We start from the raw sequence: 14,883 nt of genomic DNA, 5'->3' as shown, positions 1-14,883 counted from the left end.
AGCGGAGAGGCTCTCCCCGCCCTGTCGCATGTGGTGCCGACACGTAGGCGGTGTCGCCGTCCACCGGGGTACCTCCGTCGGCCTCTGCGGCGGTGGCGGCGGGCGACGCGAGCTCCGCCCGCCCGCTCGCCGAGTTACCTCGGTGGGCGCGTACTCACTTCGTGGAGTTCGCCGAAGACAGTGACAGCCGAGTGAGGTAACTCGGTCAGCATCCGAGCCGCAGCGCCCCCGCCGAACGACCCGAGCGACGCGAGCCCAGCCCGGCCACTCTCACCGAGGTACCGCGGTGCGCACACACTCACGTCGTGGAGTTCGCCGAGGCCAGTGACCGCTCACCGAGGTACCTCGGTGAGCATCCGCACCAGCACCCCGACCCAGACGCCGAGACTCCCCAAAACCAAGGAGTCGGATGCCCAGCGCCCCCCACAAGCCCTGGACATCCGACGATCTTGGGTGACCGACACCAGTCTGCGTCAGCCGTGCGCACAGGTTAGGCATAGAAACGCCCATTGATCCAGATGGTTAAGGCGAATTTCATGAAGTTTCCGTGCGGATTCGAACAGATTCGAACAGATCTGAGGCTCAAATCATCTGGATCCATACATTAGGATTTCGCTGTGCGTGTGATGACCTCCCGAGCTCGCGCCGCCATCTTCGCCCCGATCGGCGACGAGGGCCGAGCTGCGCGCGTCGAGAACCGGCTCGCGGAGGCGATCCGATCCGGCGTGCTCGCCCATGGGGAGCGGCTGCCGAGCGAGCCCGAGCTCGCCCAGATGCTGGGGGTCGCGACGGTCACCGCACGAGAGGCACTGGTCGCACTGCGCGCCAAGGGTCTGGTGGTGACGACCAGGGGGCGCGGCGGCGGTTCGTTCGTGCGCGCACCGGAGAGCGTCGATCTCGTCGAGCACCGGCTGGCCGCGATGTCGCGGATCGAGCTGCGCGACCGGGCCACCGTCTACCTGGTGGTGCTCACCGGGTGTGCGGAGATCGCGGCGGAGCGTACGGACCCGGACGAGGTCGAGGACCTGCGCGACCTGCTGATCCCGCTCAACGTCAGTGACGTGGCTCGCTGGCGCAGCGCGGACAGCGAGCTCTACCTGTCGGTGGCGGCGCTGACCCAGTCGGCGCGGATGACCCGCGAGGTGGTGCGCCAAGAGGCCGACTTCGGTGCGCTGCTCCGGATCCCGCTCAGCGAGCCGGGCTTCCGGGAGGCGACCGCGACCCGCCATCAGGAGCTTGTCGAAGCCCTCGCGTCGGGAGATGCTGTCAGGGCCCGGGAGAGCGTACGCGAGCATGTGACCCACTCCCTTGAACGCTTGGCCGAGATCCATGAGGCGGTGCGGCGATGACGAAGACCATGACTCCTCTCGACTGTGTGACTCAGGTCGAAGAGCATTTCGGGCCGATCGTGTCCGAGCTGGAACGCGTACGCAGTGAGGTGACCGCTCTCGTCGAGGCCGGCCCGGTCACCTCCGGGGCCTTACGGGAGCGCCTCGAGCCCGGGGCCCTGGAGTTCCTGCGCAACCCGAACCTCATCGGCGGAGGCTTCGTCGTCGCGCCCGACGTGCTCAGCGACCGCCGGCTCTACCTCGTCTGGTGGCAGGGCGAGGAGCGGGACTTCCTGGGCGACGCCGATGCGCCGGCCACGGGCGAGGCGATCGACTACACCCGCCAGCCCTGGTACCGCACCCCGGAGCGCACCGGGGAGCTGACGCTCGTCGGGCCGTACGTCGACTTCGTCTGCACCGACGAATACGTCATGACCACGACGATGCCGGTCTACGCCGGCGGCCGGATGGTCGGCGTCGCGGGAGCGGACACCCTGGTCGAGACGCTGGAGACGATGCTCCTGCCCGGGCTACGCGAGGCCGGCGCCACGCTGGTCAACGGTCATGGCAAGTCGATCGTCTCGGCCGACCCGCAGCTGGCCACCGGCGACCCGCTCACCACCGCCCGCGACATGATCCCGTGCCGGGGTCTGCCGCTCTCCGTCGCGCTCTCCTAGAGCGTGTCCTGAGCGGACGACTTCACCAGGTGCCTCGGCGTGGTGAAGAAGAGGACCGCCACGAACCCGATCGCCAGCACGGCCGCCGGCAGCAGCATGACCTCGGACATCGCATCGGCGAACTGTGACGCGACGGCGGGCGGGACCGAGGAGCCGGCGGCGGTCTCGTGGTTGCCCGACAGCGATCCGCCGAGCCCATGGGCGTTGAGGCGAAGGTCGATGAGCACGGCGACCGCGGCGGAGCCGACCACCGACCCGACCAGCCGGGTGGCGTTGTAGACCCCGGCGCCGGCCCCGGCCAGTCGCATCGACACGTTGCGGGTGGCGGTCGCGGCCAGGGGTGACCAGACGGCGGCCGAACCGAGGCCGAAGACGGCCATCGGCACGAGCAGCTGCCACAGCGGGGAGTCGACGGTCATCGGCACCGAGACCCAGAAGAGCGAGACCGCACAGAGCAGGAACGCCACCCCGGTCAGCAGCCGGGGGTGCATCCGGTCGGTCAGCCGGCCGACCAGCGGTGCGGCGACGAACGACACCAGCGCCATCGGCACCAGCAGCATCGAGGCCTCGAGCGCGGTGTAGCCGCGGACGAGCTGGGCGTACAGCATCAGCGGGAAGCCCATGGCCACCGCCGCGAACCCCATGCACGAGATCGCCAGCGCGGACACGGAGAAGTTGCGGTCGGTGAAGATGCTCAGCGGCACCAGTGGCTCCTTGCGGTTGACCGCCTGCCACCAGACGAAGAGCCCCATGATGGCGATCCCGCCGATCACCAGCGCCCAGGTGAGGGCGTCCCAGCCGCGCTGCTCGCCGTTCTGCAGGCCGAAGACGACGCAGAACATCGCGACCCCGCTCAGCGCGACACCGAGCCAGTCGAAGGCGTGCGAGTGGGTCTCCAGGGTCGGCACCAGCCACCAGTTGAGCACGATCGCGACGATGCCGATCGGTACGTTGACGAAGAAGATCCACTCCCAACCGCCGATCGCGACCAGCGCTCCGCCGGCCAGCGGGCCGACGAGCGTCGCCATCCCCGCGGTCGCGCCCCACAGCGCCATCGCCGCGCCCCGCCGTTCGGAGGGGAAGATCCGGGTGATCGTCGCCATCGTCTGCGGCGTCATCATCGCCGCACCGAGGCCCTGCACCGCCCGCGCGGCCACCAGCGACTCGATGCTCCCGGCGAGCCCGCACCACAGCGATGACGCGGTGAAGACGGCCAGCCCCGCGAGGTAGACCCACTTGGGACCGAAGCGGTCGCCGAGCCGACCCATGATCAGGACGGGCACGGCGTACGTCAGCAGATAGGCGCTGGTCACCCACAGCACCGCGTTGGCGCTGGCGTCGAGCTCGATCATGATGTCCGGCGTCGCGACGGTCACGATCGTCATGTCGACCAGCAACATGAAGAAGCCGATGCACAGTGCGAACAGCGCCCGCCAGGGATGCTCCGTCGTCGGTGCGGCGGTCGTCTGCGTCATCGGCTCGGTCATGGCCCCAGTCAACACCAGCGCCGGAGGAAGACGAGGGTCAAGCGGAGGCGCTCGCGAATTGCGGAGCAATCGCAAATAGGATGGTGTCTATGACGCACCAGGATCTGATGGCCGGACCCCCGCCGACCCACCTTCCCGCCGACCCTGCGGCCGACGAGCTGGCCGCCGGCACCGAGCCCGCCGAGGTCGTACGCCGCCACCCCGCCTCGCCTGCTGCCTGGGCCGCGCTCGCCACGGCCGCCAAGGAGTCCGGCGCCGAGGACGTGACCATCTACGCCTACGCCCGCGTCGGCTACCACCGCTCGCTCGACATGCTGCGCCGCAACGGCTGGAAGGGCCACGGCCCGGTGCCGTGGGAGCACGAGCCCAACCGTGGCTTCCTGACCTCGCTCGCGCTCCTGGCCGAGCAGGCCAAGGCGATCGGTGAGACCGAGGAGTGGGAGCGCTGCTCGGAGTTCCTGCGCGACAGCAGCCCGACGGCGTACGACACCCTTCTCGGCTGAATTACCGAATCGCGTCGGACCAGCGATTTCGCCTAGCCTTGCCCTGTGACTGAGCAGCCCTCCAACGCACCCGACGCCCCCGAGGTTCAGCAGAGCCTCAACGAGCAGATGCTGGTCCGGCGCGAGAAGCGCGAGCGACTGCTGGCCGAGGGGAAGAAGGCGTACGCCATCGGTGTCGGCCGCACGCACACGCTCGCCGAGGTGCGCGAGGCCTACGAGGACAAGCTCGAGGCCGGCGAGGAGACCCAGGACGTGGTCACCGTCGCCGGTCGGGTCATGTTCGTCCGCAACACCGGCAAGCTGGCCTTCGCGACCCTGCAGGAGGGCGTCGGCACCCGGCTCCAGGTGATGCTCTCGCTCGCCGAGGTGGGCGAGGAGTCGCTGGCTGAGTGGAAGGCGCTCGTCGACCTCGGTGACCACGTCGCCGTCACCGGCCGGGTGATCTCCTCGCGCCGCGGTGAGCTCTCCGTGATGGCCTCGAGCTGGGAGATGGCGTCCAAGGCGCTGCGGCCGCTGCCGGTGCTCCACAAGGACCTCTCCGAGGAGGCGCGCGTCCGGCAGCGCTACGCCGACCTGATCGTGCGTCAGGAGGCGCGCGACATGGTGCGTACGCGCGCGAAGATCACCCAGGCGATCCGCCGCTGCCTGGAGGACGACGGCTACCTCGAGGTCGAGACGCCGGTCCTGCAGCTCATCCACGGTGGCGCGCACGCGCGGCCGTTCAACACTCACATGAACGCCTTCGACCAGCCGATGACGCTGCGGATCGCGCTCGAGCTGAACCTCAAGAAGGCCATCGTCGGCGGCGTCGACAAGGTCTACGAGATCGGCCGGATCTTCCGCAACGAGGGCGTCGACTCCACGCACAGCCCCGAGTTCACGATGATCGAGGCCTACCAGGCCTACGGCGACCAGTTCACCATCGCCGAGCAGATCCGGAAGATGTACCTCGCCGCCGCCGACGCGGTCGGCTCCCGCCAGATCGCGGTGTCCAACTCCGAGGGCGAGGCCGACGTCATCGACCTCGACGGCGAGTGGAAGTGGCTGCCGGTCTACGAGGGCGTCTCCGAGGCCGTCGGTGTCGAGGTCACCCCCGACACCGACATCGACACGCTCAAGGCGCTCGCCGACAAGCACGACGTCGACCTCGACCCGGCCTGGGGCGCGGACAAGATCGTCATGGAGCTGTGCGGCGAGCTGGTGGAGCCCCACCTGATCCAGCCCACCTTCCTGTGCGACTTCCCGGCGATCGCCCAGCCGCTGGCCCGGATCAACGACGAGGAGCCCAGCAAGGTCCTCGCCTGGGACCTGATCATCGGCGGTGTGGAGCGCGGCACCGGTTTCACCGAGCTGATCGACCCGGTGGTGCAGCGCGACGTGCTCACCCAGCAGTCGCTCCTGGCCGCCGGCGGCGACCCCGAGGCGATGCAGCTCGACGAGGACTTCCTGCGTGCGCTGGAGTACGGCGCCCCGCCGATGGGTGGCCTCGGTCTCGGTCTCGACCGGGCGATCATGCTCTTCACCGGTGCCGGGATCCGCGAGACGATCCTCTTCCCGCTGCTCAAGCCGGAGGCCTGAGCGCCGGTCCGTTCGTCTAGGTATGCAGCCGAACCGTCACATCCCTCGCGGAGCTCCGCACGGGATGTGACGGTTTCCCTGCATACCTAGACGAACAGACACGCGACTAAGGTGCCACTATGGAGATCGGCCGGTCGCAGACGCTGATGACCGCGCTCGGGTTCGAGCCGGGCGCGGCGCAGCTCTACAGCCGTCTCCTCCCGCTCAACGGCTGGCCGCTGGTGGTCGTGGCGGCGACGCTGTCGACCTCCGAGGATGAGCTGAAGCAGGAGGCCGCGCCGCTGATCGAGAGCGGTGTCATCTGCGTCAGCGAGACCCTGACCGTGCTCAGCCCGACCGCCGTGGTCGCGCACATGCTGGAGCGGGCCGCGACCAGGGCGCAGGACGCCCACGACCACCTCCTCAAGATCTCCCAGTCGGTCCCGTACGTCGCAGGCACCGCCGCGCGGCTGCCGGCGACGATCGGCGAGGAGCACCCCATCGACGGCGAGGTGGTCGCGACCGAGTTCACGCCGGAGACGTTCGAGCGGCTCATCTCGGCCACCTCGGGCGAGATGATGTGGCTGCGCCCCGTGGTGACCGTGCATCCCTCGGAGATGCGGTTCATCTCGGCCATCGAGGCCGCGGTCAGGTCGGGTCGCCGGTGCCGTGGCATCTACCCGGTAGCGGCCCTGAAGCACTCGCCCGATGTGCTGCGGATGCGGATCGAGACCGGTGAGGAGATCCGGATCCTGCCGCGCATCGCCACCCACCTGATGGTGGTGGGCAGCACCCACGCGATGTTCCCGGACCCGCTCGGTCCGGTCGAGCAGCCGATGGTCAACGTCCGTCAGCGGGGCATCGTCGAGGTGGTCACCAGCTACTTCGAGGAGCTGTGGCGCCGCGCCCTGCCCGCGGCCGAGCTCGAGGACCTGCCGAGCGCCGAGCGCCGGCTGCTGCTTGCCGAGCTCGCCAGCGGCGCCCAGGACGAGCAGATCGCCCGGAGGCTGGGGGTCTCGCTGCGTACGGTCCGGCGACGGGTCGCCGAGCTGCTCGAGGAGCTCGGTGCGACCTCACGTTTCGAGGCGGGTGTCGAGGCGGCGCGGCGCGGCTGGCTGTGACGTACGGCCTCGAATTTGCTAGCGTGTGGTCGCAAGAGCCCTGGTCTTGCCAGGGTTTTTCGCATTCTCAGACGGGTCCAGCGATGGATCGTCACCCACTAGATATTGATGCGTTGAGCAGCCGCCGTAGGGCGGAGGGACTCCGTCCGGAGCGAAGGAGCAACACATGCCCGCGATCACGATCATCGGCGCCCAGTGGGGCGACGAAGGCAAGGGCAAAGCGACCGACCTGCTCGGTGAGCACGTCGACTACGTCGTGAAGTTCAACGGCGGCAACAACGCCGGCCACACCGTGGTGATCGGCAAGGAGAAGTACGCACTTCACCTGCTGCCCAGCGGCATCCTGACCGGAGGCGTGACGCCGGTGATCGGCAACGGCGTCGTCGTCGACCTCGCCGTCCTCTTCGAGGAGCTGACCGGTCTGGAGGAGCGCGGTGTCGACATCTCGAAGCTGAAGCTGTCGGCCAGCGCCCACGTCATCGCCGACTACAACCGCCAGCTCGACAAGGTCACCGAGCGCTTCCTCGGCTCGCGCAAGATCGGTACCACCGGCCGCGGGATCGGGCCGACCTACGCCGACAAGGTCAACCGGATCGGCATCCGCGTCCAGGACCTCTTCGACGAGTCGATCCTGCGCGGCAAGGTCGAGGGTGCGCTGGAGCTGAAGAACCAGCTGCTCTCGAAGGTCTACAACCGTCGCGGCTTCACCGTCGACGCGGTCGTCGAGGACCTGCTCTCCTACGCGGACCGGATCGCGCCGATGGTCTGCGACACCGGCCTGCTGCTCAACCAGGCGCTCGACCGCGGCGAGACCGTGCTGCTCGAGGGCGGCCAGGCGACTCTGCTCGACGTCGACCACGGCACCTACCCGTTCGTGACCTCCTCCAACGCCACCTCGGGCGGCGCCTGCACCGGTTCCGGGATCCCGCCGACGCGGATCGACCGGGTCGTGGCCATCGTGAAGGCTTACACCACCCGCGTGGGGGAGGGGCCGTTCCCGACCGAGCTCTTCGACGAGTCGGGCGACTACCTGCGCGACAACGGCCACGAGTTCGGCACCACCACCGGGCGGCCGCGCCGCTGCGGCTGGTATGACGCGGTCATCGCCCGCTACGCCGCCCGGGTCAACGGCGTCACCGACTTCGTCCTCACCAAGCTCGACGTGCTCAGTGGTCTCGACGAGATCCCGGTGTGCGTGGCCTACGACGTCGACGGTGTCCGTCACGACGAGATGCCCGTCAACCAGTCCGACTTCCACCACGCCAAGCCCATCTTCGAGATGCTGCCCGGCTGGAAGGAAGACATCTCGGGCGCGAGGTCCTTCGCCGACCTGCCCGCCAACGCGCAGTCCTACGTGAAGTACGTCGAAGAGATCTCCGGCGCTCCGATGTCCGTCATCGGCGTCGGCCCGGCACGGGACGAGACGGTCATCATCAACCCGCTCGCCTGAGGTTGTGAAGCTGAGAGTGGCCCATGGGTCACTCTCAGCTTCACAACTCGCCGTTATCCACAACCTCCAGCTATTGCCGTTGCTGTCCTCAATGGCGTGGGGTGCCATGGACGGCATGAGGAGCGGAGCTGGGGACTGGCGAGGGATCGCCGCTGCGCAGGGTGGCCTGATCACGCGGGCGCAGCTGGCCGAGGCCGGGATGGCGCGGTGGGGTGTTGCCCATCGGATCGCCTCGGAGCGGTGGCAGCTGCTGTCGCCGACCGTGATCGCGACGACCACGGGCGAGCTCAGCGATGTCCAGCGGATCTGGCATGCGGTCCTGCATGCCGGCGAGGGCGCGATGGCCGGTGGCCTGACCGCGGCGGAGCTCGCCGGGCTGAAGAACTGGCGCCGCGAGGAGACCACCGTCCTGGTGCCTTATCGACGTGGCCGGCCCCGGGCGCTTCCGGGCGTTCGCTTCGTCCGCGTCCGGCGGTCACTGACCGCGGTGGGCTCTCCGCCGCGATGCCGCATCGAGCCGGCGGTCCTTCTCTTCGCGGCCGCGGACAGGTCGGAGCGAACGGCACAGGGTGTGCTGGCGGCCGTTGTCCAGCAGCAGCTGACCAGTCCCGAGAGTCTCCTCGAGTGGCTCGATCGGCTGGCCCCGCTCCGACGGGCAGCCGTGCTCCGACGGGCGATCGAGGACATCGAAGGAGGTGCCCAGTCCTTGGCGGAGATGGACGTCAGGCGGATGTGCCGCACCTTCGGTCTGGCGGAGCCCCTCCGTCAGGTGAAGCGCCGCGATGCCGACGGCCGCATCCGATTCACCGACTGCGAGTGGCGACTTGCAGACGGACGCACCCTGGTCCTGGAGGTCGACGGTGGCTTCCACATGGAGGTCGAGCACTGGGAGAACGATCTGGCGAGGCAACGCGCCTTGGCGGGGACCGATCGCGTGATCGTCCGACGCACCGCTCGCGAGCTTCGCGACGAGCCGGAGCGGGTGGCCCGAGACTTGCTGATGCTGGGAGCTCCCGTCGCGGCGTGAGGCGTCAGGTCGCCGAACGACGGATGGTGACCCGTCCGGTCGTCAGGTCCACCCCGTAGGGCGGTTCGTCGCCGTCGGGCGACGGGACGACGTGGCCGACGTTGTCCTGCTCCTTGAGGTCGCGCGCTGCGCGCGCGTTGCCCGGGTCGAAGACGTCGATGAAGTTGCCGAGTCCGTCGCCGAGGCCGGTGGAGACCCCGCCGCGCGAGGAGCGCAGCGCCTTGTTGCAGGCCGCGATCAGCAGGCCGAGCACGACAACGACGGCGACGCCGAACACGACCCAGGTCATGCCTGGCAGGGTACGCCGATGCTCAAAGCAGCGAGGCGCCCTCGACGACTCCGAGCGGCTCGGCCGCGATGTCGGAGCGCCGCTGGAGGCCGTCGAAGGTGATCAGGTCGGCGGCGGCGTAGGCCCGTGACCGGGCGTCGTCGATGTCGTAGCCCTTTGCGCGGACCGCCAGGACGCGGCCGCCGGCGGTGACGAGGTGGCGGTGGTCGGGTTCCTCGGGAGTGGAGGCGTCCACGATCGCCGTGCCGGCGTGGATCACGTCCACGTCGTTGATCGAGTTGGCGTTGCCGGCGCCGGTGATGACGTCGCCCTTCGAGGACGTCTCGGGGTAGCCCGCCGAAGCCAGCACCACCGTCACCGAGGCGCCGTCGGAGAAGGTCGGCGCCTCGACCGTGTCCAGAGCGCCCGTGGCCGCCGCGAGGAGCAGGTCGCCGAGGGAGGACTCCAGCAGGGCCAGGACCGGCTGGACGTCGGGGTCACCGAAGCGGCAGTTGAACTCGATCACCTTCGGACCCTTGGCGGTCAGCGAGAGCCCGACGTAGAGGCAGCCGACGAACGGCGCTCCGCGCTTCTCCATCTCGGCGAGCGTCGGCTCGACGACGGTCTCCAGCACGACCTCGGCCAGGTCCGGCTGTGCCCACGGCAGCGGCGAGTAGGCGCCCATCCCGCCGGTGTTGCCGCCCTTGCCGCCGTCGAAGATCCGCTTGAAGTCCTGTGCCGGCTGCAGCGCGTAGGCGCGCGTGCCGTCGCAGATCGCGAACAGCGAGACCTCGGGGCCGTCGAGGAACTCCTCGATGACGACCCGCTCGCAGGCTGCGGCGTGCGCCAGCGCCGCCTCGCGGTCACGGGTCACGACCACCCCCTTGCCGGCGGCAAGAGCGTCGTCCTTGACCACGTAGGGAGCGCCGAACTCGTCCAGCGCGGCGGCCGCCTCCTCGGGCGTGGTCGCCACCCGGGATCCTGCGGTCGGCACGCCGGCCGCCGACATCACGTCCTTGGAGAACGCCTTCGACCCCTCCAGCTGCGCAGCCGCACCCGATGGCCCGAAGACCGCGATCCCGCTCTCACGCACGGCGTCGGCGACCCCTGCCACCAGCGGGGCCTCGGGCCCGACGACGACCAGGTCGACGCCGAGCTCGCTCGCCAGCGCGGCGACCGCCGGACCGGACATGATGTCCACATCCCGAAGCGCGGCGAACTCCGCGATCCCGGGGTTTCCGGGCGCGGCGTACACCTCGTTCCCTTCCTGGGAGAGCTTCAGAGCGAGCGCGTGCTCACGACCACCGGTGCCGACGACGAGGATCTTCACGGGCCCACCTTATGCCGCGACCGGGTTGTGAACCTGAGCGTGGTCCATAGGTCACTCTCGGCTTCACAACCTCGCTCAGTCCGGCGTCGGCGGCGTGACTGCCTCGTCGGGACGGTGTTGGAGGACGTCGGTGTAGTAGGACTCGGCGGCGTCGATGAGCTTGACCCACTCGCCGGCGAACTGGGAGAGCACCCAGCGGTGCTCGAGGATCTCGTGGAACATCTGCGCCGGGGTGAGCTTGGCGGCGGCTCCGGGCGGACGCATCGCGACGATGGGCTCATAGATCTCGCGCAGCCAGCGGCCGGCGGCCACCTCGATCGGCAGGTGGCCGAGGTCGCGGGTGGCGCGGAACGCGGAGATGTCGTTGAGGATCCGTCGTGCCTGGGCGTCCTGGACGTCCAGCCCGGTCAGCGTACGCAGCTCGCGACGGTGGTGACCGAGCTCGACCACCCGCGGGCGCAACGCGACCGTGTCGCCGTCCTCGCTCGTGGTGATGTCGAGCTCCTCGACGTCGAAGCCGAGGTCGTGGAGGCGCTCGATGCGCTGCTCGATGTGCCACATCTCCTCGGCCGAGAAGACCTGCTCCTCGGTGAGCTCGCGCCACAGCGCGTCGTATCGGCTCTGCAGCCGCTCGACGATCGCGTCGATCGGGAAGGCCTCCGGGAGCGACTCGCTCGCCTGCAGGTCGAGCAGCTCGCCGAAGATGTTCTGGCAGGCGACCTCGAGGTCGTATTCGCGCAGCCGGTCGGAGAGCTCGGCCTTCAGCTCCCCGGTCTCGGCGTCGACGAGGTAGGCGGCGAACCCGGCTGCGTCGCGGACGAAGAGCACGTTCGACAAGGACACGTCGCCCCAGTAGAAGCCGGCCAGGTGGAGGCGGACCAGCAGGACCACCAGGGCGTCGATCAGGCTGGGCAGCCGGTCCGCGGCCAGGCCCCGCTCGAACAGCGCCCGGTAGGGGAGCGAGTAGGTGAGGTGATCGGTCATCAGTGCGGCGTTCAGGTCGTTGCCGTCGTGGTCCTTGCGGCCGGTGACGACACACTTGGCGACCACCGTCGGCAGGCCGAGACGCTGCAGCTCGCGCAGCATGTCGTATTCGCGCCGGGCGATGTCGGCCTGGGTCTCCTTGACCGCGTAGACGTTGCCACGCACCCGCACGATGCGGACGACGTGCCTGCTGAGGCCGCGGGTCAGTGGCACCACGACGTCGTCCGGCCACTCCTCCAGGGGGAGGGACCAGGGCAGGGTGTAGATCGCCGGATCGGGCCGGCTGGCGAGGATCCGCAAGGCCATGGCTCCACGTTAGTGGCGTACGCGTCGAGCATGGGAGAATGTCGACCGTGACTGTGGTGCCCAACGTTCTCGCCAACCGCTATGCGGCCGCCGACCTCGCCGGGATCTGGAGCCCCGAGCACAAGATCGTGCTGGAGCGCCAGCTCTGGATCGCGGTGCTCAAGGCCCAGAAGGATCTCGGCATCGACGTCCCCGACGGGGTGATCGAGGCGTACGAGAAGGTCGTCGAGGAGGTCGACCTCGACTCGATCGCGGCCCGTGAGCGGGTGACCCGCCACGACGTGAAGGCGCGGATCGAGGAGTTCGCCGCGCTGGCCGGTCACGAGCACATCCACAAGGGCATGACCTCGCGCGACCTCACCGAGAACGTCGAGCAGCTCCAGGTGCTGTCCTCCCTGAAGCTGATCCGCGACCGTGCCGTCGCCACGCTGGCCCGCTTGGTGCGACTGGCCACCGAGCACGAGACCACCGTCATGGCCGGCCGCAGCCACAACGTCGCTGCGCAGGCGACCACCCTCGGCAAGCGGTTCGCGACCGTCGCCGACGAGATGCTGGTCGGCCTCCAGCGGGTCGAGGAGCTCATCGCCCGCTACCCGCTGCGCGGGATCAAGGGCCCGATGGGCACCGCGCAGGACATGCTCGACCTGCTCGACGGCGACGCGAGCAAGCTCGCCGCGCTCGAGGAGCGGGTCGCGGCCCACCTCGGCTTCGAGAACGTCTTCACCAGCGTCGGCCAGGTCTACCCGCGCTCGCTCGACTTCGACGCCGTCTCGGCGCTGGTCCAGCTGGTCTCCGGTCCGTCCAACCTGTCGACCACGATCCGGCTGATGGCCGGCAACGAGCTGGTCACCGAGGGCTTCAAGGAGGGCCAGGTCGGCTCGAGCGCGATGCCGCACAAGATGAACTCGCGCTCCACCGAGCGGGTCAACGGTCTCGCCGTGGTGCTGCGCGGCTACCTCTCGATGATCTCGGAGCTGGCCGGTGACCAGTGGAACGAGGGTGACGTCTCCGACTCGGTCGTCCGCCGCGTCGCGCTCCCCGACGCCTTCTTCGCCGCCGACGGGCTCTTCCAGACCTTCCTCACCGTGCTCGACGAGTTCGGCGCCTTCCCTGCGGTGATCCAGCGCGAGCTCGACCGCTACCTGCCGTTCCTGGCCACCACCAAGGTCCTGATGGCGGCCGTCCGCAACGGTGTCGGTCGCGAGGAGGCGCACGAGGCGATCAAGGAGGCCGCCGTCGGCACCGCGCTGTCGATGCGCAAGGGCCAGGCCGAGAACGACGTGTTCGCCAAGCTCGGCGCCGACTCCCGTCTCGGCCTGACCGAGGAGCAGATCCAGTCGCTCGTCGCCGAGCCGATCGAGTTCACCGGTGCCGCCGTCGCCCAGGTCCAGGAGGTCGTACGCCGCGTGGAGGCCGTCACCGCCGCGCACCCGGAGGCCGCTGCCTACGCGCCGGGGGAGATCCTCTGAACTCGGTGACAGGCCCCGTGATCACCGTCGCGGCGGTCGTCTTCCGTGACGGCGAGGGGCGGATGCTGGCGGTCCGCAAGAACGGCACCACGAGCTTCATGCTCCCCGGCGGCAAGCTGGAGCCTGGGGAGTCGGCCGCGCAGGCGGCCGTGCGCGAGGTGGCCGAGGAGCTCGGCGTACGTCTTCAGGTCGAGGACCTCACCCTGCTCGGCGAGTTCGAGGCGGACGCCGCCAACGAGCCGGGGCACCTGGTGCGCTCGACGGTGTTCACCTGGGCAGGCGAGGTGACGCCGGACGCGGCCGCCGAGATCGCGGAGCTGCGCTGGGCGACGCTCGCCGAGATCATCGACGGTGCCGAGTTCGCTCCGCTGACCAGGGAGCACGTCGTCCCGGCTCTCCAGCCTGCCTGAACCCCGAGCACGCCGTCGCGCGCGGTGGCAGACTGGTGGTATGTCCGGGTACTTCGCTGCTGACTCGATGGTCGTCCGCGCGATGCGCCAGCGCGTCGTCGGGCTGACCTGGGGCCAGCGGGCGCTGGTGATCGGCGGGCTGCACCCGCGGCTGTTCGTCGGCACCGCCCAGCACACGGTGCACCGGGCGACGCCCTACACGCGGCTCGCGCTGACCGCCCGGCTGATGGAGACGGTCTTCCTCGGCTCCCGGGAGGAGGCCGACCGGGCGCTCGCGTTCACCGCGCGCCGCCATGTGCCCGTCGACGGGACGATGGAGGTCTCCGGCGGCCCCGCGCATCCCGCCGGCGCACACTACTCGGCCACCGATCCCGGGCTGATGTGGTGGACGGCGGCATTCGCGCTGGACTCGGTCGAGTTCATGTACGACGCCCTGGTCCGCCCGCTGCGCCCGCACGAGCGCGAGGAGCTCTTCGACGGGTTCGTGACCTGGGCGGGTCTGTTCGGCATGCCGGCTGAAGCCGCGCCGGACTCCTATCCCGACTTCCGCCGCCGCTTCGACGCCTGGCTCGCCTCGGACGAGCCCTACCTCGTCGACGAGGCGCGGCTGGTCGGCCGCCACATCGCCGGCACCGCCGGCTACCACCTCCCGGGTGGGCCGCCGACCTCCGAGACGCTCCGCACCGTCGTCCAGGGCAGCCTCCCGCCGCTCGTCCGTGAGCACTACGGCATCCCGTGGTCGGCCGCCGCCGAGACGAGGTGGCGGGCCGTACGCACCGCCAGCCGTCTCGCCCACGGCCGGCTCTCCCTCCTCGGGACGACGCCGCTGCTGCGCGGGAAGAGCGAGCGCTTCTACCAGGTCGTCCAGCGGGGCGAGCAGGCCCTGGTGCGCCGAGGTGGCGTCAGCATCCCGGGCGTCTCCGACGTCCCGGCCTGACCCTGCCGGAGTTTGATCTTCGCCACAGA

At 69.7% G+C, this 14,883-nt stretch carries 14 protein-coding genes; 10 read left to right on the top strand and 4 right to left on the bottom strand.

Annotated elements, in window-relative coordinates; all coding sequences use genetic code 11:
* The first annotated feature begins 626 nt into the window (after positions 1 to 626).
* Both WBG06_RS03505 and WBG06_RS03500 read left to right on the top strand, forming a co-directional pair.
* Positions 627 to 1,349: a FadR/GntR family transcriptional regulator gene (locus WBG06_RS03505; RefSeq protein WP_336735639.1), complete on the top strand. Its 723-nt coding sequence runs from the start codon at positions 627 to 629 to the stop codon at positions 1,347 to 1,349.
* Positions 1,346 to 2,005, top strand: a complete 660-nt coding sequence (locus tag WBG06_RS03500) for a cache domain-containing protein (protein ID WP_336735122.1) — start codon at positions 1,346 to 1,348, stop codon at positions 2,003 to 2,005. Before WBG06_RS03505 ends, WBG06_RS03500 begins: the two co-directional genes overlap by 4 nt.
* On the opposite strand, the gene WBG06_RS03495 is transcribed toward WBG06_RS03500, so the two are convergent.
* Entirely contained in the window at positions 2,002 to 3,492 is a 1,491-nt protein-coding gene (locus tag WBG06_RS03495; RefSeq protein WP_336735121.1) for a DHA2 family efflux MFS transporter permease subunit, read from the bottom strand. The two genes, WBG06_RS03500 and WBG06_RS03495, sit on opposite strands and share 4 nt — an antisense overlap.
* Before the next feature lie 89 nt (positions 3,493 to 3,581).
* On the opposite strand from WBG06_RS03495, the gene WBG06_RS03490 reads away from it, so the two are divergent.
* The 5 genes from WBG06_RS03490 to WBG06_RS03470 all read left to right on the top strand — a co-directional run bounded on the left by WBG06_RS03490 (position 3,582) and on the right by WBG06_RS03470 (position 9,150).
* Positions 3,582 to 3,995: a DUF3151 domain-containing protein gene (locus WBG06_RS03490; RefSeq protein WP_336735120.1), complete on the top strand. Its 414-nt coding sequence runs from the start codon at positions 3,582 to 3,584 to the stop codon at positions 3,993 to 3,995.
* A gap of 108 nt (positions 3,996 to 4,103) precedes the next feature.
* Positions 4,104 to 5,573 carry a lysine--tRNA ligase gene (gene lysS, locus WBG06_RS03485; protein ID WP_336735638.1) on the top strand — a complete coding sequence of 490 codons (1,470 nt, stop codon included), beginning with the start codon at positions 4,104 to 4,106 and terminating at the stop codon, positions 5,571 to 5,573.
* Between the two features lie 119 nt (positions 5,574 to 5,692).
* Positions 5,693 to 6,673, top strand: coding sequence for a helix-turn-helix transcriptional regulator (locus WBG06_RS03480; RefSeq protein ID WP_336735119.1), 981 nt, complete (start codon positions 5,693 to 5,695; stop codon positions 6,671 to 6,673).
* A 166-nt stretch (positions 6,674 to 6,839) separates the two neighbouring features.
* Complete coding sequence (locus WBG06_RS03475; RefSeq protein WP_336735118.1) at positions 6,840 to 8,123, top strand: adenylosuccinate synthase; 1,284 nt, start codon at positions 6,840 to 6,842, stop codon at positions 8,121 to 8,123.
* 115 nt (positions 8,124 to 8,238) lie between these two features.
* Positions 8,239 to 9,150, top strand: a complete 912-nt coding sequence (locus WBG06_RS03470) for a hypothetical protein (RefSeq protein ID WP_336735117.1) — start codon at positions 8,239 to 8,241, stop codon at positions 9,148 to 9,150.
* 4 nt (positions 9,151 to 9,154) lie between these two features.
* Here WBG06_RS03470 and WBG06_RS03465 read toward each other — a convergent pair whose 3' ends face one another.
* The 3 genes from WBG06_RS03465 to WBG06_RS03455 all read right to left on the bottom strand — a co-directional run bounded on the left by WBG06_RS03465 (position 9,155) and on the right by WBG06_RS03455 (position 12,038).
* Complete coding sequence (locus WBG06_RS03465) at positions 9,155 to 9,439, bottom strand: hypothetical protein (protein ID WP_336735116.1); 285 nt, start codon at positions 9,437 to 9,439, stop codon at positions 9,155 to 9,157.
* Positions 9,440 to 9,461: 22 nt separating this feature from the next.
* The gene (gene purD / locus WBG06_RS03460; RefSeq protein WP_336735115.1) at positions 9,462 to 10,748 is read right to left on the bottom strand and encodes a phosphoribosylamine--glycine ligase; all 1,287 of its coding nucleotides are present in this window, start codon (positions 10,746 to 10,748) and stop codon (positions 9,462 to 9,464) included.
* A 75-nt stretch (positions 10,749 to 10,823) separates the two neighbouring features.
* Complete coding sequence (locus tag WBG06_RS03455) at positions 10,824 to 12,038, bottom strand: DUF4032 domain-containing protein (RefSeq protein WP_336735114.1); 1,215 nt, start codon at positions 12,036 to 12,038, stop codon at positions 10,824 to 10,826.
* 38 nt (positions 12,039 to 12,076) lie between these two features.
* On the opposite strand from WBG06_RS03455, the gene purB reads away from it, so the two are divergent.
* Genes purB through WBG06_RS03440 form a run of 3 tightly spaced genes read left to right on the top strand, consistent with a single transcriptional unit; the run spans position 12,077 to position 14,854 of the window.
* A complete protein-coding gene (gene purB / locus WBG06_RS03450; protein WP_336735113.1) occupies positions 12,077 to 13,507 on the top strand; it encodes an adenylosuccinate lyase in 1,431 nt (476 codons plus the stop codon).
* A 5-nt stretch (positions 13,508 to 13,512) separates the two neighbouring features.
* A complete protein-coding gene (locus WBG06_RS03445; protein WP_336735112.1) occupies positions 13,513 to 13,917 on the top strand; it encodes an NUDIX hydrolase in 405 nt (134 codons plus the stop codon).
* A 40-nt stretch (positions 13,918 to 13,957) separates the two neighbouring features.
* Positions 13,958 to 14,854, top strand: coding sequence for an oxygenase MpaB family protein (locus WBG06_RS03440; protein WP_336735111.1), 897 nt, complete (start codon positions 13,958 to 13,960; stop codon positions 14,852 to 14,854).
* The last annotated feature ends 29 nt before the right edge of the window (positions 14,855 to 14,883 follow it).

Source organism: Nocardioides sp. CCNWLW239 (assembly GCF_037137035.1).
In the GTDB taxonomy this organism is placed as follows: Bacteria; Actinomycetota; Actinomycetes; order Propionibacteriales; family Nocardioidaceae; genus Nocardioides.
Note: the sequence above shows the minus strand (reverse complement) of the source record. Positions and strands in the feature narration are given on the sequence as shown.

What these genes read in the sequence shown, in the direction of transcription:
- WBG06_RS03500 (WP_336735122.1), top strand. Translation starts at nt 1,346, where the DNA reads ATGACGAAGACCATGACTCCTCTCGACTGTGTGACTCAGGTCGAAGAG.
- WBG06_RS03475 (WP_336735118.1), top strand. Translation starts at nt 6,840, where the DNA reads ATGCCCGCGATCACGATCATCGGCGCCCAGTGGGGCGACGAAGGCAAG.
- WBG06_RS03480 (WP_336735119.1), top strand. Translation starts at nt 5,693, where the DNA reads ATGGAGATCGGCCGGTCGCAGACGCTGATGACCGCGCTCGGGTTCGAG.
- WBG06_RS03440 (WP_336735111.1), top strand. Translation starts at nt 13,958, where the DNA reads ATGTCCGGGTACTTCGCTGCTGACTCGATGGTCGTCCGCGCGATGCGC.
- WBG06_RS03470 (WP_336735117.1), top strand. Translation starts at nt 8,239, where the DNA reads ATGAGGAGCGGAGCTGGGGACTGGCGAGGGATCGCCGCTGCGCAGGGT.
- WBG06_RS03490 (WP_336735120.1), top strand. Translation starts at nt 3,582, where the DNA reads ATGACGCACCAGGATCTGATGGCCGGACCCCCGCCGACCCACCTTCCC.
- WBG06_RS03455 (WP_336735114.1), bottom strand. Translation starts at nt 12,038, where the DNA reads ATGGCCTTGCGGATCCTCGCCAGCCGGCCCGATCCGGCGATCTACACC.
- WBG06_RS03495 (WP_336735121.1), bottom strand. Translation starts at nt 3,492, where the DNA reads ATGACCGAGCCGATGACGCAGACGACCGCCGCACCGACGACGGAGCAT.
- WBG06_RS03465 (WP_336735116.1), bottom strand. Translation starts at nt 9,439, where the DNA reads ATGACCTGGGTCGTGTTCGGCGTCGCCGTCGTTGTCGTGCTCGGCCTG.
- lysS (WP_336735638.1), top strand. Translation starts at nt 4,104, where the DNA reads ATGCTGGTCCGGCGCGAGAAGCGCGAGCGACTGCTGGCCGAGGGGAAG.
- purB (WP_336735113.1), top strand. Translation starts at nt 12,077, where the DNA reads ATGTCGACCGTGACTGTGGTGCCCAACGTTCTCGCCAACCGCTATGCG.
- WBG06_RS03505 (WP_336735639.1), top strand. Translation starts at nt 627, where the DNA reads ATGACCTCCCGAGCTCGCGCCGCCATCTTCGCCCCGATCGGCGACGAG.